An 18,439-nucleotide genomic window follows, 5' to 3' on the forward strand; every position below is an offset into this window, starting at 1 on the left:
CCCTACAGAGGGAGCGGCGCCCGGGCTCACGAGCCCGGGCGCCGCTCCCATCGGTGGTACGTCAGCCGTCAGACCTCAGCCGAGCACGATGCCGTAAGCCTTCGAGCCGGTGCGGTTGTCGTAGACCACGTCACCCGTGGACTTCTTCCAGATCCTGATGCGGTAGGTGTCGGGGGAGTCGGTGATGGTGATGCGGAAGGCGTATCCGCCGGTGCCGTTGACCGTGCCCGAGCCCTGGTACTGGGCTTCGGAGCGGGTGACGACCAGCCAGTCCGAGTCGGTGGAGCGGAACTTCACCTTGCCGGCCGCGAAGTCGAAGGTCGCGTTGCCGCTGGGCACCGTGTCCTTCGCCTTCTTGTACGCGGCACCGAAGGAGAAGCCCGCAAGACCGGTCAGCGAGGGCTTCGCCGGATAGGCGCCCGCCGGGGAGGAGATGACTCCGACGCCCGCGATCGGACCGGCCGCACGGTCGTAGACGACCAGCTCTGGCAGCTCGGTGCTGTCCTTGCCGCCGTCGTCGTCGGTGACGGTGACCACCGGACGATGGATGCCCGCCTTCTTGTACGTGTGCGTGGCCTCGCAGCCGGAGGCGGTGACCTTGCCCGTGGACGGCTCGGTGCCGTCCTTCCAGTCGATCTTGCACGTCTGGGTGTCGTCGGACCCCAGGTCGGTGAACACGGCCTTGACGGACGCGCTCTTGCCGACGGACACCGCCGAGGCGGGCCCCGTCGCCGACGTGATCACTGGCGCCGCGTTGTCCACGGTCACGGTGAGCGTGTCACTGCTGCGGCCCCCGGTCAGAGTCACCTCGTACGTACTGTCGTCGGCGCACGTGACCGAGGTGAGGACGGCGTCGGGATCGGCGAAGGTGCAGGGCGCTCCGTCCTCGACCGTCCACCGGGGCTTGCCCGCGCCGGAGATCGTGCCGGTGACCGGGATCGCGCTGCCCTCGGTGCCCATGGCGTCCGGACCTGCCCGGACGATGGTGACCGGGTCGATGCTCGACAGTGTCGGGACGACCTTCTTGATCAGGCCGTCGGCGTCGAACTCCAGCTTGTCGATGGTGGTTTCGCGGTTCGTGCCGTCACCGCCGGGGATGGCGAAGCGGTGGTAGGCGATGTACCAGTCGTCGGTGTTCGGCACCTTGACCACCGAGTGGTGGCCGGGGCCCTTGATGCCCAGGGACAGGTCCTTCTCCAGGATCACGCCCCGCTTGGTCCAGGGGCCCGTGGGCGAGGAGCCGGTCGCGTAGGCGACGCGGTAGTTCTCGTCCCGGGTGTCGTTCTCCGACCACATGAAGTAGTAGGTGCCCTTGCGCTTGATGACGAAGGTGCCCTCGTTGTAGCCGCTGGGAGTCATGTCGGTGACCTTCGACGCGTCGAAGGAGACCATGTCGTCGTTGAGCGGGACGGCGTACGCCCTGCCGTTGCCCCAGTAGAGGTACGGCGTGCCGTCGTCGTCCGTGAAGACGGCCGGGTCGATCATCTGGCCCGGGTACAGGCCCGCCTTCAGCAGCGGCTTGCCCAGCGCGTCCTTGAACGGGCCGGTGGGCGAGTCGGACACCGCGACACCGATGTTCGCGTCGGCGCAGAAGTAGAAGTAGTACTTGCCGTCGCGCTCCTCGATCGCCGGCGCCCAGGCCCTGCTGTCGGCCCAGGTGACGTCCGGACCGAGGTCGAGGATGACGCCGTGGTCCTTCCAGTGGACCAGGTCCTTGGAGGAGTACGCCTTGAACTGGGTGCCGCTCCAACCCGGGAAGCCGTCGGTGGTCGGGTAGATGTAGAAGGTGTCGCCGAACCTCGTGATGTTCGGGTCGGCGTTGAGCCCCGGCAGCACCGGGCTCTTCATCTCCACGGCCCGGACCGTCCAGGTGCGCTTCTTGCCGTCCGAGCCGGTCACCTCGTACGTCACCGGCTCGGTGAAGTCGTGCAGCGAGCCGGACGCGGGGCTGATCGACGCCCCGTGGGCGAGGCCGAACTCCGGTGCCAGGGCGGTGAGATCGCTGCCCTCGGCCAGCGGGAGGGTGACCTTGCTGTCCGCGTCATCGATGATCGCGTCGACCTTGAGCGCCGGGTGGGTCGCCGTGGCGATGCCCGTCGTGTTCCCGCTCAGCTCCAGGACCTCGGTGGGCGACAGTGCCCGGTTGTAGATCCGGAAGTCGTCGACCTCGCCGCCGAAGTACGGGTCGGGGGAGTACATGGACCTGCCGATGTAGCCGGAGTAACCCTTCGACGCGTCGTACAGCTCGGACGGCTTGATGATGACGCCGGTCGCCCGGGCCGCCTCGACGCCGTCCACGTAGAGGATCGCCGTCTCGGTCGCGCTGTTCACCGTCACGGTGACGTGCTGCCACTTGCCGGGGGTGAGCTGCGAGCCGCCGGTCATCTGCTTCTCGCCCGACCAAGTGGCCTTGGTGATCGCGGAGAAGAGCTTGCCGCCGCCGTTGGACGGAGTGGCGAAGAGGTACTTGTCGCTGTCCGGGCCAAGACCGAACAGCCACTGGAAGTTGTCCCCGCCCTTCCACTTGGCGTACGTGGAGACGGTGACGCTGTCGGCGCCCTTCAGCACGCCGTTGGGGATCCTCACGTAGGGGGAGGTGGTCGAGGTACTGGAACCGCCGGACATCTTGAACGAGCCGCCGTCCACGCCCGTCCCGAAGTCGGGCGTACGGACGTACGTGCCGTGGTAGCCGTGGCCGCTGGAGTCACGGGCGATGCTGCCGCCGGTCTCGTCGAAGCCGTAGTGCAGGACCAGGTCGGCGGGCACGTCGGGGCCCTCCGACGTGACAGTGACCTCGGCCTCGGCCTGGAGCGCGGCTCCGTCCGGCAGGCTGCCCTTCACGGTGAACGTGCCGGCCTGCGCGTACTCCGAGGCCGGGACCTCGTCCCAGGTGACGGAGACGGGCCGCTTGACGCCGTCCGCGTACTCGGCGATGACCGTGCCCGGCAGGACCGGGGCCTCACCGATGCCCGTCGTCACCTTGACGTCCTCGACCGACTCGACGATCTGGTCCGGCTGGTACGCCTTCAGCAGCCGGTCGTACTCCGCCTGCGTGACCGGAAGTACCGTGCCGTGGCGAGGCCTTGACGGAAGGTCATATCCCGTGGACGGCGTCCAGTTGCCGGAGGCGAGGTTCGTCGTCTCGAAGGGGATGTAGCCGCGACCGCCGAACTCGTCGAGGAACGCGTACCACTTCTCCTCGGTGTTGGACTTGAACACCAGCGGTCCCTCGGCGGCGCTCATCGCACCCTTGCCGATGCCCTCGGCCACGAAGTCCCAGGACTCGTCAAGGATCGAGTCGCTCTTCTCCTGGAAGATGAACTTGCTGTTGGGGGTCGAGGAGGAGTTGTTGCGCTCGTCCTTCGACAGCCGGTAGTAGGTGTCGCCCTGCTTGATCATCGTGGAGTCGATGACCGAGTAGCCGCGGTCGATCCACACCTTGGGCTCGCTGAAGGTGCGGAAATCACGGGTGGTCGCGTACATCATGCGGTTGTACGTGTCGCCCGAGTGCTCGGCGTTGTCGTACAGCTTCGACGCCCAGAAGACGACGTACGAGCCGAGCTTCTCGTCGTAGAACGCTTCCGGCGCCCAGGTGTTGCCGGCCGAGTCGGGCGAGACCTTGACCAGGCGCTGGTCGGTCCAGTGGACCAGGTCGGTGGATTCCCAGACCATGATGGACTTGCTGCCGGTGCGCTGGGCCGCGTCCCAGTTGCCGTTGCCGTAAATCCGCAGGTCGGTGGCTATCTGGTAGAACTTGTCGCCCTCGGGGGAGCGGATGATGAACGGGTCGCGCAGGCCCTTCTCCCCGAGTGTGGAGGTCAGGACGGGCTTGCCCTCGTTCAACTCCCGCCATTTCAGCGGGTCGTTGCCCTTGCTGAGGGCCGCGTAGAGCTGCTCGCCGTCCGAGGTGCCCTCGCCGGTGAAGTAGCTGAACATATAGCCCTTGAGGGGTGCCTCCGCGGGGAGTTCGGGCACCTTCGCGGTGAGGACGCGGGTCGCCCGAGCGTTGCCCTTCGTGACGGTCGCGGTGAGCTCGACGGTCGTGCCGCCGTCGCCGTGCGCCGGGCGGTGGACGATGCCGTCGGCGGAGACGACGTCCGGCTTCGCGGAGGTCCAGCCGACCTTCGTGCCGTACGAACCGGTCGTCGGCAGGGTGATGTTGCCGCGCACGTCGTCGAGGTTGTCGACCTTCAGCGCCTCGGCGGCCTGCTCGGTGGCCGTGTCGTCGTCGAACGCGGCCGGGACCGTGATGTCGAAGGTCCTGGTGTCGGTCACCGAGCCCTTCTTCAGGGTCGCGGTGAGCGTGGCGTGGCCGTCCGGTTCGCCGGCGGCGGGGCGGGTGACGGCACCGGAGTCCGACACCACCGAGGGGGTGTCGGACTTCCAGCTGATCGTGGAGCCGCCCGCCGTGCCGGTGGTGGGCAGCGTCAGGTCCGCTACGACGGCGCTCGTGTCGCCGAGGGTGAGGGCGGCCTTGTCGTCGGCGACGCCCCGGGTGGCGACGGGGAGGGAGAGCTGCTCGACCTCCGAGCCGGCCAACGCCCGGTCGTAGACCCGGAAGTCGCGGATGCTGCCCTTGAAGAGCTTGTCGCCCGGGTACACCGACTTGCCGATGTAGTTCGCGGTGGTGGTGCCGGAGCCGATGGAGCCGGGCGTGATGGTGACCGCCGTGTTGCGAGCCACCTCGACGCCGTCCTCGTAGAGGACACCGGTGTTGCCGGTCTGGGTGTACGTGACCTGCTTCCACACGGCACGGGTCATGGCACGCGCCGGTGAGGGCTGGGTGGTCTGTTCCGTCGACCAGTTGCCGGAGGCGATGGAAGTCCGGAAGGTGCTGCCGGTGGTGAAGAGGTAGCCGTTGCCCGCGGATCCGCTCGTGTTGCCGAAGCCGTAGATGAAGTACGGGGTGTTCTGCGCGGAGTCGACCTTCACGTCCATCGAGACGGAGATCGAGTTCATGCCGCTCATGACGTTGTCCGGCACCTTGACGTAGGTGTCGGAGCCGTTGAACGAGAGTCCCTCGCCGGTGCCGGACCAGGTGGCGGTGCCGTTCACCGTGCCGGTCCTGCCGTTGCCGGAGGCATCGGCCACCGTGGTGCCGGAGGCGGCGTCGAGCTTGTACCAGAGGGCCAGGCCGTCGGTGATGTCCGCGCTCTCGGCCGCTGTTGCGGGGGCGACGGGACCGGCCAGTCCGAGGAGCAGTGAGGCCGCGGTCAGTCCCGCGAGTCCTCCTGCCCAACGTCTTGTACGGCTAAGGGATCTCGCGAGTTGCATCGTTTCAACTTCCTCTGCTGAGACATGCCGGAAGGAAAGGACCGCGAGGTCTCAGCAGCGGGCTCGTGCCGTTTCGCGTGTGTGACGTCGCGTTGCGAGAGTGTGAAGCGGTGCGAACGGGGGCGTCAAGAGGTTCCGAACAATGTCCGACAGGTCGAACGGCCGGGAACTTCGCGCAACACCCGTAGGTCCGCGTGACGTTCGTGGTTTTACGTCACGGAAAGCCGACCGGAACCAAACGTGTCAGAAGCGTTGACGCGTACCTCGTGCGTCCTTATCTTCTGGTCGAAGTTACGCACGCTGTACGGGATTTCGAACGTTGTCAACGTCGTGCTCATCGGAAGGGGATCAGCCGTGTTCCGTGCCCGTCACTGGTGCACCCTCGTGGCAGCGCTGCTCGTGATGCTCGCCTCCGTCGCGACGCAGCCCGCCACGGCCGCGGAGGGGCGGCCGTACACGAACCCCGTCAAGGCGCAGAAGGGCGCCGACCCCTGGCTGGAGTACTACAACGGCAACTACTACCTGGTCACCACGTCCTTCACCGGTGTGCTGACCATGCGGAAGTCGCCGACTCTGGCCGGTCTGTCCGTGGCCCCCAGCGTCCAGGTGTGGAGCGACACCACCTCCACCCGGAACACCAACTTCTGGGCCCCCGAACTGCACTTCTTCGACGGGCACTGGTACCTGTACTACTCCGCCGGACAGGGCGGGGTCGCCTGCTGCGACTCCCAGCGCACGTACGTCCTGGAGAGCGCGGGCACCGATCCGATGGGCCCGTACACCTTCAAGAACCAGCTCACGGGCTCCAACCTGACCCCCGGCGGCTGGCTGATCGACGCCAGTGTGCTGAAGCAGGGCAACAACCTGTACCTGGTCGGCAGCGGATTCATCAACGGCAGTACGCAGAGCCTGGTCATCGCGCCGATGAGCAACCCGTACACGCTGAGCAGTTCCACCTTCAGTGTCATCTCCAGCCCGACGCTGAGCTGGGAGACCTCGGGCGGCGCCGTCAACGAGGGGCCCGAGCCGCTGTACCACGGCGGCCGCACCTTCCTCACCTTCTCCGCCAGCCACTGCCAGACCGCGGACTACAAGCTCGGCCAGCTCGAACTGACCGGCACCAACCCGCTGTTGGCGTCGTCCTGGACGAAGAAACAGACCCCGGTCTTCCAGCGCAATGACGCGGCGGGTGTCTACGGCCCCGGCCACAACGGTTTCTTCACCTCGCCCGACGGCACCGAGAACTGGATCGTCTACCACGGCAACAACACCGCGAACGGCGGCTGCGGCAACGGCCGGACGACCCGCGCCCAGAAGTTCACCTGGAACGCGGACGGCACGCCGAACTTCGGCACCCCGGTCGCCCTCGGAACCACCCTGCCCGGCCCGGCGGGGGAGACCGCGGCGACCCCGACGGCGTACACGCTGGTGAACCGCAACAGCGGCAAGTGCCTGGACGTCGCCGGCGGCAGCACCGCGGACGGCGCCAACATCTTCCAGTGGACCTGCACCGGCGGCGCCAACCAGAAGTGGCGGATCGAGGACCAGGGCAACGACACCAGCCGGCTGGTGAACGTGGCCACCGGCAAGGTGATGGACACCGCCGGGTGTGCCGCCGCCGACGGTACGGACATCGCCCAGTGGTCCTGGCTGAACAACAACTGCCAGAAGTACCGCCTCGTCTACACGGCGACCGGTGACTACGTGCGGATCGTCAACGAGAGCACCGGCAAGGTCGCCGACGTCGCCAACTGCGGCACGGGCGACGGCGTCGACGTACGCCAGTGGACCTGGCTCAACAACACCTGCCAGCAGTGGCAGTTCAAGCCCACGACGTGACCGGCGCGTTCGACGTGATCTGACGCATTCGACGTGATCGAGAGGAACTCAGTGAGACGCACGATCGCAAGGGTGGTCACGGCGCTGCTCGTCACCCTGGCCGCCCTGACCTCCGGCATCGCCGAGGCCGCCGCCCCCGCCTCGCCGGCCGTCACCTTCACCAACCCGATCGCCGAACAGCGCGCCGACCCGCACATCTTCAAACACACCGACGGCTACTACTACTTCACCGCCACCGTGCCCGCGTACGACCGGATCGTCATGCGGCGGGCCACCACGCTCCAGGGCCTGTCCACCGCCACCGAGACGACGATCTGGACGAAGCACGCGAGTGGTGAGATGGGCGCGCACATCTGGGCGCCGGAGATCCACTTCATCGACGGCAAGTGGTACGTCTACTTCGCCGCCGGTGCCTCCAACGACATCTGGAAGATCCGGCCGTACGTCCTGGAGACCAGCGCCGCCAACCCGCTGACCGGGACCTGGACCGAGAAGGGCCGTATCGCGCTGCCGCTGGACACCTTCTCGCTCGACGCGACGACCTTCACCGTCGGCGGTACCCGCTATCTGAGCTGGGCGCAGAACGACCCGGCGGTCGGCACCGGAACCAGTGTCTACCTCGCCCCGATGTCCAACCCCTGGACCATCAGCGGCACTCCGGCACGGATCTCCACCCCGACGCTCTCCTGGGAGATCGTCGGCCACCGCGTCAACGAAGGACCGGCCGTCATCCAGCGGAACGGCAAGGTCTTCATGACCTTCTCGGCCAGCGCCACCGACGCCAACTACTGCCTCGGCCTGCTGACCGCCAACGCCAGCGCCGACCTGATGAACCCGGCCTCCTGGACGAAGACCCAGACCCCGGTCTTCAAGAGCAACGACGCGACCGGCCAGTACGGCCCGGGCCACAACACCTTCACCACGTCCGAGGACGGAAAGTCCGACATCCTCGTCTACCACGACCGCAACTACAAGGACATCAGCGGCGACCCGCTCAATGACCCCAACCGCCGTACCCGCTACCAGAAGCTCTACTGGAACGCCGACGGCACGCCCAACCTCGGCATCCCGGTGGCCGACGGTGTCACCCCGGTCCGCTTCTCCTCGTACAACTTCCCCGACCGGTTCATCCGGCACTGGGAGTACCGGGCGAAGATCGAGCCGAACGTCACCAACCTCGCGGACTCGCAGTTCCGTGTCGTGACCGGGCTCGCCGGTACCGGGACCGTCTCCCTGGAGTCGGCGAACTTCCCGGGGTACTACCTCCGTCACCGGAGCAACGGTGAGGTGTGGGTGGACAAGAGCGACGGGAGTACGGCCTTCAAGGGCGACGCGAGCTTCTATCGGCGGGCGGGGCTGGCCGACGCGTCGGCGGGCGTTTCGTTCGAGTCGTACAACGTGGCTGGCAGCTATGTCCGGCACTACAACTATCTGCTGGTGACGCAGCCGGCCGATACGACGACGGCGAAGGCTGACGCCACCTTTTACGCCGAGTAGGCGGGGGATTGTTCGTGGGGTCGCCGGGTGCGGGCCGTTCGTGGCTGGGCGCGCAGTTCCCCGCGCCCCTTAGTGGGTCAAGGGAAGCCTCATTGTGAAAGTTGTCGCGCCCGGGCCGCTCCTCAGGGTGATCGTGCCGCCGTGGGCCTGGACCAGGGAGCGGGCGACCGCCAGGCCGAGGCCGCTGCCTCCGCGGTCTCGGCTGCGGGCCTTGTCGATGCGGAAGAAGCGGTCGAAGACGCGCTCCTGGTCGGCGGCCGGGATGCCGGGGCCGGAGTCGGTGACCTGGACGACCGCCGCGTCGGCCACGACCGACACCTCCACGGACACCTTCGTACCGGCCGGGGTGTGGACGGCGGCGTTGGTGAGGAGGTTGTCCAGGACCTGGCGGATGCGCAGGGCGTCGAGGCGCAGCCGCACCGGAGCGGGCCCGACCGTCACGGCCAGCGGATGGTCCGGGCGGGCCGCGCGGAAGGCTTCCGCGGCCTGGCGGACCAGCTCCGCCAGATCCGCGTTCTCCAGCCGCACCGGTGCCTCCACCTCGGCGGCGTCCAGCCGGGCGAGCAGCAGGAGGTCGTCCAGGAGGATGCCCATCCTGGCGGCCTCGGCACGCAGCCGGGCCAGGTGCTTCTCCCGTTCCTCGGGTTCGTTGGCCGCCGCGTACTGGAAGAGGTCCGCGTAGCCGCGTACCGACATCAGGGGCGTACGCAGCTCGTGCGAGGCGTCCGCGACGAACCGGCGCAGCCGCTGCTCGGCCTCGGTGCGGACGGCCAGCGAGTCGTCGATGTGCTCCAGCATGGTGTTGAAGGCGGTCCGCAGCTCCTCGACCTCGGGGCCGCCGTTCCCGCGGTCGGCGCGCACCGGAAGCCGCGCCGAGTCGGTGAAGTCGTGCGAGGTGATGCCGCGGGCCGTGTGCGCCATGTCGCTGAGCGGCTTCAGGCCCCGCCGCAGCACCGCACGTCCGAACACCACGAGCCCGATCAGCGCGAGGGCGAAGGCGACGACCTGGACCGTGGCCAGCTGGTCCATGGTGTCCTCGATGTCGTCCATGGGCGCCGCGGTGACCAGGACCACCCCGGGTTCGGGCTCGCAGGCACGCAGCCGGTACGTGCCCTCTCCCTTGATGTGCGCGGTGCGGAAGACGGGGTCGTCCCCCGAATCCCGTACCGCCTGGGCGACGACGGCCAGCTCGTCGGCGTCCGCCGGCACGTCCGCGGGCTCGCGGAGCACGGCCGAGTTGGCGGAGACCTCGTACGAGGCGGTGTACCAGCCGTAGTACGGCTTGCCCTGCACGGTGCCGTACGCCTCGACGTCCTTGGACTGGGTGAGCTGGACGAGCTTCATCTGGTCGTTGAGCTGGCGTTCCAGATAGTCCCGCATGTACATCGACAGGGCCGCCCCGACGACGGCGAACACGACCAGTGAGAGCACGCCCATGCCGAGGGCCAGCCGGGTGCCCAGCCGCAGCCTGCGGTAGGTCTCCCTGAAACGGCGGATCACCCGGCGACCTGCCGCACCACGTATCCGACGCCCCGGACGGTGTGGATGAGCGGCGTCCCTTCCTCGTCGTTGCCGTCGAGCTTGCGGCGCAGCCGGCTGATGACCAGCTCCACCACGTTCGACCGGCCGCCGAAGCCGTACTCCCAGACATGGTCGAGGATCTGCGCCTTGGTGAGCACGGTCGGCGACTTCCGCATCAGATAGCGGAGCACCTCGTACTCGGTGGGGGTGAGCGTCAGCAGCCGGTCGCCCCGGCGCACCTCGCGCGTGTCCTCGTCCATGGTCAGGTCCGCGACGCTGAGCACCGACCGCTGGAAGGCCGGTCCCGCGCTGCGGCGCAGCACGGTCCGCAGCCGGGCCATGAGCTCCTCCACCGCGAACGGCTTCACGAGGTAGTCGTCGCCACCCCTGGTCAGGCCCGCTACTCGGTCGGCCACGCCGTCCCGCGCGGTCAGGAACACCACGGGCACCATCGTCCCGGACAGCCGCAGCCGGTCGAGCACGGCGAAGCCGTCGAGCCCGGGCAGCATGAGGTCGAGCACCACGATGTCCGGATGGAAGTCCGCGGCACGGTGCAGCGCCTCCTCGCCGGAGTTCGCGGTCACCGCCTCCCAGCCCTCGTAGCGGGCGACCGTCGCGACCAGGTCGGCGATGGGCGGGTCGTCGTCCACGACGAGAAGTCGTACTTTTTCCACGTGCCCATAGTGCTTCACGCGCCTCCTGACGCCATAGCCGCGGGCCTGTCTACTTCATATCGATAAAAACTTGAAAGTTGACCGACAGGAAAACGACAGCACCCGGAAGGCAGGCTCGGAGTCCCAGGACCCGATCAAGGAGTTGCCGACCCCGTGACTACTGTCCAGACGACCGTTCCCCCACCTCCCGCGGCGGTGCGTCCCAAGGTGGTGGCCCGCGCCGGCCTGTACGGCGTGCTGGCCGTGAACGTAGCCGTGGTGACCGTGTTCTTCGTCCAGGCCGGGTTCGCCTCGAACGCCCTCATCGTCATCGGCCGGCTCCTCGGCCTGTACGGCGCTCTCCTGATGGCCTTCCAACTGCTGCTGGTCGCCCGGCTGCCGTGGCTCGACCGCCGCATCGGCATGGACCGGCTGACCTCCTGGCACCGCTGGGTCGGCTTCGGCCTGCTCTGGACGCTGCTGGGCCACGCCGTGTTCATCACCTTCGGCTACGCCGACTCCTCCGGCCTGGGCCCGGTGAGCCAGCTGGTGGACCTCGCCGAGACCGTCGAGGGCGTGCTGCGCGCCGTCGTCGCGCTGGTGCTGATCCTCGTGATCGGCGGCGTCTCGGCCCGCTACGCCCGCCGAAGGCTGGCCTACGAGACCTGGCACTTCATCCACCTCTACACGTACCTCGCGGTCGTGCTGGCCTTCACGCACCAGGTCGCGGTGGGTACGACCTTCACCGCGTCGTCCTTCGCCACGGCGTACTGGTACGGCGTGTGGGGCGTGGCGCTCGGCGCGGTCGCCCTGGGCAGGCTCGTGCTGCCGCTGTGGCGGAACATGCGGCACCAGCTGCGGGTCTCGGCCGTGGTGCCCGAGTCCGACAACGTCGTGTCGATCTACATGACGGGGCGCGACCTGGACCGGCTGCCGGCCCGCGCGGGCCAGTTCTTCCTGTGGCGGTTCCTGACCAAGGACCGGTGGTGGCAGGCCAACCCGTTCTCGCTGTCGGCGGCGCCGGACGGCCGGACACTGCGGCTCACCGCCAAGACGGCCGGCGACGGCACCGCGGGCCTGCGGCACCTGAAGGTCGGCACGCGCGTCTTCGCCGAGGGCCCGTACGGCGCCTTCACCGCGATGCACCGCACCCGGCCGGAGTCCGTACTCATCGCCGGCGGCGTGGGCGTCACCCCCATCCGGGCCCTGCTGGAGGAGGTCCAGGGGCACGCCGTGGTCATCTACCGGGTGTCCACGGACCGGGACGCGGTCCTCTACGACGAGCTGCGGGAGCTCGCCCAGGCCAAGGGCGCCGAGCTGCACCTGGTGTCCGGGCCGGTCACCCCCGACAAGCTGGCGGCGCACGAGCTCGTACGGCTCGTGCCGGACATCGGCGACCGGGACGTCTTCCTGTGCGGACCGCCTCCGATGATGAACGCGGTGCTGGGCAGCCTGCGCGAGCTGAACGTGCCCAAGCAGCAGATCCACTTCGAGCGCTTCAGCCTGGCGGGATGAGAGAGACACCGTGAAACGAGCCATTCCTGTCCTGGTCCTGACCGTCGCGGGTCTCATCCCGGTCTGGCGCTACGCGCCCTCGACCGACACGTCGTCCACCACGGAGGTCTCCGAACCCGCCTCGACACCTTCCACCTCCTCTTCGGGAGGTACCTCGAACCAGGTCGTCGCCGGTTCGACCATCAAGACCGAGAAGGGTCCCGTACAGGTCGAGGTCACCTTCGACGGCGACAAGATCAGCTCCGTACGGATGCTGCAACAGCCGAACCACCCGCAGACCAAGGCCGCGGTCCCGAAGCTGATAGCGGAGACGCTCACGGCACAGAGCGCCGACATCGACGCGGTGTCCGGCGCCACGATCACGAGTGAGGGGTACGTCGAGTCCCTCCAGGCCGCCATCGACGCGAAGCCGGCGTCTTCGTCGTCGTCCTCTTCTTCGTCCTCCTCCTCGTCCTCGCCGTCCGCCTCGGCCGCCGCATCCCAGGTCGTCGCGGGTTCGGCCGTAGGCACGGAGAAGGGCACCGTGCAGGTGGAGGTGACCTTCGAGGGCGACAAGATCGACGCGGTACGGATGCTGCAGCAGCCGAACCACCCGCAGACCAAGGCGGCCGTGCCGAAGCTGATCGCCGAGACGCTGGAGGCCCAGAGCTCCGACATCGACGCGGTCTCGGGCGCCACGATCACGAGCGACGGGTACGTCGAGTCCCTCCAGGCCGCCATCGACGCGAAGGGCTGATCGAGATGTCACGGGCCGAAGAAGTGCGCCGGGTCGAGCACATCATGGGGCTGCCCATCTCCCTGCGGATCGAAGGCGCTGACCTGGACGGCGGTGACCCTCACGGGGGTGACCCCGACGGGGGCGCCGCCGTGGCCGCGGACCGGGTGTTCGCGTGGCTGCGCGAGGTCGACGAGCGGTTCAGCCCGTTCATCGCCGACAGCGAGGTGTCCCGGCTGGGGCGGGGGGAGCTCGAACCCCACGAGCTCAGCGCGGACCTCGTCGAGGTGCTCGACCTGTGCGAGGAGTACCGGGTCGCGAGCGGGGGCGCGTTCCAGGTGCGGCTGCCCGGCCGTGGCCTCGACCCGTGCGCGATGGTCAAGGGCTGGGCGGTGCAGCGGGCGGCCGAACTGCTGCTCGCCGAGGGCATGACGACGTTCTGTCTGAACGCCGGCGGCGATGTGGTCTCGGCCGGCCGCCCGTGGCGGGTGGGAGTGCGTCACCCGGAACAGGCCGACCGGCTGTGCGCGGTCCTGGAGATCACAGACGGAGCGGTGGCGACCTCCGGGCGCTACGAGCGGGGTGACCACATCCTCGACGGCCGCACCGGCCGTCCGGCGACCGGACTGCTCAGTCTGACCGTCGTGGCCCCGTCCCTGACCGAGGCGGACGCGACGGCGACCGCGGCGTTCGCGATGGGCGCGGACGGGATCGACTGGGCCGCCGCGCGCGAAGGCTGCGAGGTGTTCGCCGTGGACGTCGAGCGCCGCGTCTTCCGCACGTCGGGGTTCCCTGTGGCCGCCTGATCGCGGGGAACCGCTCGTACGAATTCCCGAGGGCCCTGATATCCGCAACTGCGGATATCAGGGCCCTCGTTGGTGTGTGGCCGTGTGTGGCCGTGCCATATGGAAAACAAAATTGTTGACAATCTTGTTCGTCTAGATTTAGGTTCGACAGGCACTCACCACCCAGGGAGAGCACACATGCCGAAACAAGCCCGTCCGAGCACCGGAGAGCAGGCCAGGCAGCATGCGCTCGCGCAGCTGCGGCAGGCCATCCTGCGCGGCGAGATGGCACCGGCCCAGCGGCTGGTGGAGAACGAACTCGCCGAGCAGTTCGGTGTGACACGGGCCAGTGTGCGGGCCGCACTGATCGAGTTGGAGTCGGAGGGTCTGGTCGAGCGGATCCGCAACCGCGGTTCGCGGGTGCGGGTGGTGACCGTGGAGGAAGCGGTCGCCATCACCGAATGCCGCATGGTCCTCGAAGGGCTGTGCGCGGCCAAGGCGGCCGTCGCGGTCACCGACGAGCAGCTGACCCGGCTGGTCGACGTGGGCGAGGCGATGTCCAAGGCCGTCGCCGACGGCGAACCGGTCACCTACTCCGACCTCAACCACGAACTGCACGCCCTCATCAGACAGTTCTCCGGCCAGCAGACGGCCGTGGAACTGCTGGAGCGGCTCAACGGGCAGCTGGTGCGCCACCGTTTCCAGCTCGCGCTGCGGCCGGGGCGGCCCCAGAAGTCCCTGGGTGAGCATCTGGCCATGATCGAGGCGATCAGGGCCCGGGACCCGCAGGCGGCCGAAGCGGCCGTCCGCGCCCACCTTTCGGGTGTGATCGACGCGTTGCGCGAGTGACACCGCGGGGGGTGGGTCAACTGGCCTGTCCATCAAGGAGATTGCAACAATGACGCATGGCAACGCGGCCGGTACTTCACTACCGTCGACGCCCGCCACCCCGCGATCCACGCTCGTCATCACGGCGCACGCAGGGGACTTCGTGTGGCGGGCGGGTGGAGCCATCGCCCTCGCCGCCTTGCGCGGCGAGAAGGTCACCATCGCCTGTCTGACCTACGGCGAGCGCGGCGAGTCCGCGAAGGCCTGGCGCGAGGGCAGGTCGCTGGAGGAGATCAAGGAGATGCGCCGGGCGGAGGCCGAGGCAGCCGCCGCCACCCTCGGCGCCGAGGTCGTCTTCTTCGACGCCGGCGACTACCCCCTGACCATCAGCCCCGAGCTGACGGACCGGCTGGTGGCCGTCTACCGCGCGGCGCAGCCCGACGTCGTCCTCACGCATCCACTCGAAGACCCGTACAACGGCGACCACCCGGCGGCGGCCCGGATGGCCTTGGACGCTCGCGTGCTCGCCCAGGCCATCGGCTACCCGGCAGAGGGGGAGATCATCGGCGCCCCGCCGGTGTTCTTCTTCGAACCGCACCAGCCCGAGATGTGCGGCTTCAAGCCGGAGGTCCTCCTCGACATCTCCGAGGTGTGGGAGACCAAGCGCAAGGCCATGGAGTGCCTGGCCGCCCAGCGGCACCTGTGGGACTACTACACCGACCTCGCCGTCCGCCGCGGTGTGCAGCTCAAGCGCAACGCGGGCCCCAACCTCGGTCTGCCGCACACCACTTACGCCGAGGCGTACATGCGCCCGTACCCGCAGGTCACAGGGGAATTGGCATGAGCGGCCTGATCGTCACCAACCCCCCGAAGGCCGCCGAGAAGGACGTCGATGCGCTCTCCGCGTACGGCGTGGCGACCGTCCACGAGGCCCTCGGCCGCACCGGCCTCCTCGGCAGCGACCTGCGCCCGATCCAGCAGGGCGTACGGGTCGCGGGCACCGCGGTCACCGTGCTGAGCTGGCCCGGCGACAACCTCATGATCCACGCGGCGGTCGAGCAGTGCGGCCAGGGCGACATCCTCGTCGTCACCACCACCTCGCCCTCCACGGACGGCATGTTCGGCGAACTCTTCGCCACCGCCCTGCGACGCCGGGGCGTACGCGGCCTGGTGACCGGCGCCGGGGTGCGCGACACCGAGGAACTGCGCGCGATGGGCTTCCCCGTCTGGGCGGCGGCCGTCTCCGCACAGGGCACCGTGAAGGCCACCGGCGGATCGGTCAACGTACCCGTGGTGCTCGGCGGACAGAGCGTCCGGCCGGGCGATGTGATCCTCGCCGACGACGACGGCGTGATGGTCGTCCCGCGCGAGCGGTCCGCCGAGGCCGTCGACGCGTCCGCCGCGCGCACCGCGAAGGAGGAGGCGACACGCGCCGCCTTCGCCGAGGGCCAACTCGGCCTGGACCGCTACGGGTTGCGGGAGACGCTCGTACGTCTGGGAGTGCGCTACCAGTCGTACGAGGAGTACCGGAGGGAGCGGCAGGAACGGCCGGAGCGGCGGGAACGGCTGGATCCGTGGGACGGGGCCGGGTCGTGACCGGGCACAGGGGCGGAGTGGGCTCGTGACCGGGGCCGGCTCCGAGGAAGTGCGCTGCATGCTCATGCGCGGCGGTACCTCCAAGGGCGCCTACTTCCTGGCCGGGGACCTGCCCGCCGAACCCGCCCCGCGCGACGACCTGTTGCTGCGCGTCATGGGCAGCCCCGACCCGCGCCAGATCGACGGCCTGGGCGGTGCGCACCCCCTGACCAGCAAGGTGGCGGTGGTCTCCGCGTCGGCCGACCCCGAGGCGGACGTCGACTACCTGTTCCTCCAAGTCGGCGTCGACACACCGGAAGTGAGTGACCGTCAGAACTGCGGGAACCTCCTCGCCGGGGTCGGCCCGTTCGCCGTCGAACGCGGACTGGTCGCCGCCGGAGAGGGCCGTACGTCGGTGCGGATCCGCATGCTCAACACCGGGGACCTCGCCGTCGCGTCCTTCCCCACCCCGGAGGGGCGCGTCGACTACACCGGCTCCGCCGAGATCTCCGGGGTGCCGGGGGCCGCGGCGCCGGTGACCATCGAGTTCCCGCAGAGCGGCAGCCCGTTGTTGCCGACCGGCCGGGCGCTTGACCTCGTCGCCGACGTACCGGTCACCTGCGTGGACAACGGCATGCCGACCGTGCTGATCGCCGCGTCCTCGCTCGGTGTCACCGGGTACGAGACCCCCGCCGACCTGGAGGCGGACCGGGCCCTCGCCGAACGGCTCCGGGAGATCCGGCTGGAGGCGGGAAAGCTGATGGGGCTCGGCGATGTCGAAGGCACCACCGTGCCCAAACTCAGCCTGCTGGCACCGCCGTTGGACGGTGGCGCGGTCATGACCCGCACCTTCATCCCGGTGCGCTGCCACACCTCGATCGGGGTCCTGGGCGCCGCGAGCGTCGCCACCGGGCTGCGGATCGAGGGCGGCGTCGGCGGGGCGATCGCACGTCTCCCGGCCGGCGGGGACCGGGTGCGCATCGAGCACCCCACCGGATTCCTCGACATAGAAACGACCCTCGCGTACGACACCCCGGGCGCCCCAACGAGTGCTGCTTCGGGCGCCGCAACGAGTGTCGCTTCCGGCGCTGGCCCGAGCGCCGTCCCCGTGGCGCGGCGCACCGCCGTCGTCCGTACCGCACGCAAGATCTTCGACGGCACGGTCTTCCCCCGGCCGGCCGGAGCCGCACAACACCCCTGAGGAGGCCCCATGGCCCCGCCGCTCGGCGACATCGCCCACCTCGGGCACGTCGAACTGCTCACCCCCGACCTGGACGCCAGCGTCCGGTTCTTCACCGACTACCTCGGCCTGACCGAGAACGGCCGTTCCGGAGACTCCGTATACCTGCGGACCTGGGACGACTACGAGCACCACAGCGTGACGTTGACCGCCCACACGACGTCCGGGATCCGTCGCACCGCCCTGCGCGCCTCCAGTGAGGAGGCCCTCCAGCGCCGGGTCAAGGAGACCGAGAACGCGGGCCGCCCCGGCCGCTGGGTCGAGGACGAGCCGGGCATCGGCCCGCTGTACGTCACCACCGACCCCGACGGCCATGAACTCGCCCTCTACTGGGAGAGCGAGTGGTATCAGGCACCGGACGAGCTGAAGCCAGGGCTGAAGAACCAGCCGCAAGCGAAGCCCGGTCACGGCGTGGGCGTACGCCGCCTGGACCACGTGAACTTCCTCGCCGCCGATGTCGAGCCCAACGGAGACTTCGTCCACGAGGTGCTCGGCGCCCGTCCCACGGAGCAGATCCGGCTCGACAGCGGGCGGATCGCCGCCCAGTGGCTGACCTTCAGCAGCAAGTCGTACGACCTCGTCTACACCGAGGACTGGACCGGCTCCAACGGGCGCCTGCACCACATCGCGTTCGCCACGGACACCCGTGAGGACATCCTGCGGGCGGCCGATCTCGCCCTGGACACCGGTGTGTTCATCGAGACGGGCCCGCACAAGCACGCCATCCAGCAGACGTTCTTCCTGTACGTCTACGAGCCCGGCGGCAACCGCGTCGAGCTGTGCAACCCGCTCACCCGCCTCGTCCTGGCGCCCGACTGGCCGCTGATCACCTGGACCGAAGAGGAGCGGAAGAAGGGCCAGGCCTGGGGTCTGAAGACCATCGAGTCCTTCCACACCCACGGCACGCCGCCGGTCGGCTGACACCGGCGTCCCCGTTTCGCGTCACGGGCGGCACACCCATGCCGTGTGCCGCCCCGGCGCCCGCCTGGTTTCTATG

The 18,439-nt window shown here is 69.0% G+C and carries 13 protein-coding genes; 10 read left to right on the forward strand and 3 right to left on the reverse strand.

The genetic code is table 11. The annotated features are described in order from the left end of the window. Positions 1-75: 75 nt before the first annotated feature. Complete coding sequence (locus tag ACN20J_RS42580; protein ID WP_419668060.1) at positions 76-5,274, reverse strand: family 43 glycosylhydrolase; 5,199 nt, start codon at positions 5,272-5,274, stop codon at positions 76-78. A 402-nt stretch (positions 5,275-5,676) separates the two neighbouring features. Here ACN20J_RS42580 and ACN20J_RS42585 point away from each other — a divergent pair, with 402 nt between their 5' ends. After that, a complete protein-coding gene (locus tag ACN20J_RS42585; RefSeq protein WP_361918162.1) occupies positions 5,677-7,113 on the forward strand; it encodes a family 43 glycosylhydrolase in 1,437 nt (478 codons plus the stop codon). 72 nt (positions 7,114-7,185) lie between these two features. After that, positions 7,186-8,610, forward strand: coding sequence for a family 43 glycosylhydrolase (locus ACN20J_RS42590; protein WP_373310681.1), 1,425 nt, complete (start codon positions 7,186-7,188; stop codon positions 8,608-8,610). 69 nt (positions 8,611-8,679) lie between these two features. Here the strand turns inward: ACN20J_RS42590 and ACN20J_RS42595 are convergent, their stop codons facing one another. Both ACN20J_RS42595 and ACN20J_RS42600 read right to left on the reverse strand, forming a co-directional pair. Next, positions 8,680-10,110 carry an ATP-binding protein gene (locus ACN20J_RS42595; protein ID WP_419668061.1) on the reverse strand — a complete coding sequence of 477 codons (1,431 nt, stop codon included), beginning with the start codon at positions 10,108-10,110 and terminating at the stop codon, positions 8,680-8,682. After that, on the reverse strand, positions 10,107-10,805 hold the full coding sequence (locus tag ACN20J_RS42600) for a response regulator transcription factor (protein ID WP_189839741.1): 699 nt from the start codon (positions 10,803-10,805) through the stop codon (positions 10,107-10,109). The genes ACN20J_RS42595 and ACN20J_RS42600 overlap by 4 nt, the downstream gene beginning before the upstream one ends. A 153-nt stretch (positions 10,806-10,958) precedes the next feature. Here ACN20J_RS42600 and ACN20J_RS42605 point away from each other — a divergent pair, with 153 nt between their 5' ends. The 8 genes from ACN20J_RS42605 to ACN20J_RS42640 all read left to right on the forward strand — a co-directional run bounded on the left by ACN20J_RS42605 (position 10,959) and on the right by ACN20J_RS42640 (position 18,363). Next, positions 10,959-12,299 carry a ferric reductase-like transmembrane domain-containing protein gene (locus tag ACN20J_RS42605; protein WP_419668062.1) on the forward strand — a complete coding sequence of 447 codons (1,341 nt, stop codon included), beginning with the start codon at positions 10,959-10,961 and terminating at the stop codon, positions 12,297-12,299. A 10-nt stretch (positions 12,300-12,309) separates the two neighbouring features. Continuing rightward, a complete protein-coding gene (locus ACN20J_RS42610) occupies positions 12,310-13,035 on the forward strand; it encodes an FMN-binding protein (protein WP_189839382.1) in 726 nt (241 codons plus the stop codon). A 5-nt stretch (positions 13,036-13,040) separates the two neighbouring features. Further along, entirely contained in the window at positions 13,041-13,820 is a 780-nt protein-coding gene (locus ACN20J_RS42615) for an FAD:protein FMN transferase (RefSeq protein ID WP_419668063.1), read from the forward strand. 177 nt (positions 13,821-13,997) lie between these two features. Next, positions 13,998-14,648, forward strand: a complete 651-nt coding sequence (locus tag ACN20J_RS42620; RefSeq protein WP_189839381.1) for a GntR family transcriptional regulator — start codon at positions 13,998-14,000, stop codon at positions 14,646-14,648. 49 nt (positions 14,649-14,697) lie between these two features. Continuing rightward, a complete protein-coding gene (locus tag ACN20J_RS42625) occupies positions 14,698-15,471 on the forward strand; it encodes a PIG-L deacetylase family protein (protein WP_419668064.1) in 774 nt (257 codons plus the stop codon). Beyond that, the gene (locus ACN20J_RS42630) at positions 15,468-16,223 is read left to right on the forward strand and encodes a 4-carboxy-4-hydroxy-2-oxoadipate aldolase/oxaloacetate decarboxylase (RefSeq protein ID WP_361994997.1); all 756 of its coding nucleotides are present in this window, start codon (positions 15,468-15,470) and stop codon (positions 16,221-16,223) included. The genes ACN20J_RS42625 and ACN20J_RS42630 overlap by 4 nt, the downstream gene beginning before the upstream one ends. A 58-nt stretch (positions 16,224-16,281) precedes the next feature. After that, positions 16,282-17,403 (forward strand): 4-oxalomesaconate tautomerase, encoded by a 1,122-nt coding sequence (locus tag ACN20J_RS42635; RefSeq protein WP_419669053.1) that lies wholly within the window; start codon positions 16,282-16,284, stop codon positions 17,401-17,403. Between the two features lie 9 nt (positions 17,404-17,412). Continuing rightward, positions 17,413-18,363 carry a catechol 2,3-dioxygenase gene (locus ACN20J_RS42640; RefSeq protein ID WP_190227555.1) on the forward strand — a complete coding sequence of 317 codons (951 nt, stop codon included), beginning with the start codon at positions 17,413-17,415 and terminating at the stop codon, positions 18,361-18,363. The last annotated feature ends 76 nt before the right edge of the window (positions 18,364-18,439 follow it).

It is taken from the genome of Streptomyces sp. 2-1, assembly GCF_048564895.1.
GTDB lineage: Bacteria > Actinomycetota > Actinomycetes > Streptomycetales > Streptomycetaceae > Streptomyces > Streptomyces phaeochromogenes.

Excerpts from the sequence above, each read along its gene's own strand:
- ACN20J_RS42620 (WP_189839381.1), top strand. The coding sequence starts at position 13,998 with ATGCCGAAACAAGCCCGTCCGAGCACCGGAGAGCAGGCCAGGCAGCAT.
- ACN20J_RS42625 (WP_419668064.1), top strand. The coding sequence starts at position 14,698 with ATGACGCATGGCAACGCGGCCGGTACTTCACTACCGTCGACGCCCGCC.
- ACN20J_RS42585 (WP_361918162.1), top strand. The coding sequence starts at position 5,677 with ATGCTCGCCTCCGTCGCGACGCAGCCCGCCACGGCCGCGGAGGGGCGG.
- ACN20J_RS42615 (WP_419668063.1), top strand. The coding sequence starts at position 13,041 with ATGTCACGGGCCGAAGAAGTGCGCCGGGTCGAGCACATCATGGGGCTG.
- ACN20J_RS42580 (WP_419668060.1), bottom strand. The coding sequence starts at position 5,274 with ATGCAACTCGCGAGATCCCTTAGCCGTACAAGACGTTGGGCAGGAGGA.
- ACN20J_RS42635 (WP_419669053.1), top strand. The coding sequence starts at position 16,282 with ATGCTCATGCGCGGCGGTACCTCCAAGGGCGCCTACTTCCTGGCCGGG.
- ACN20J_RS42630 (WP_361994997.1), top strand. The coding sequence starts at position 15,468 with ATGAGCGGCCTGATCGTCACCAACCCCCCGAAGGCCGCCGAGAAGGAC.
- ACN20J_RS42640 (WP_190227555.1), top strand. The coding sequence starts at position 17,413 with ATGGCCCCGCCGCTCGGCGACATCGCCCACCTCGGGCACGTCGAACTG.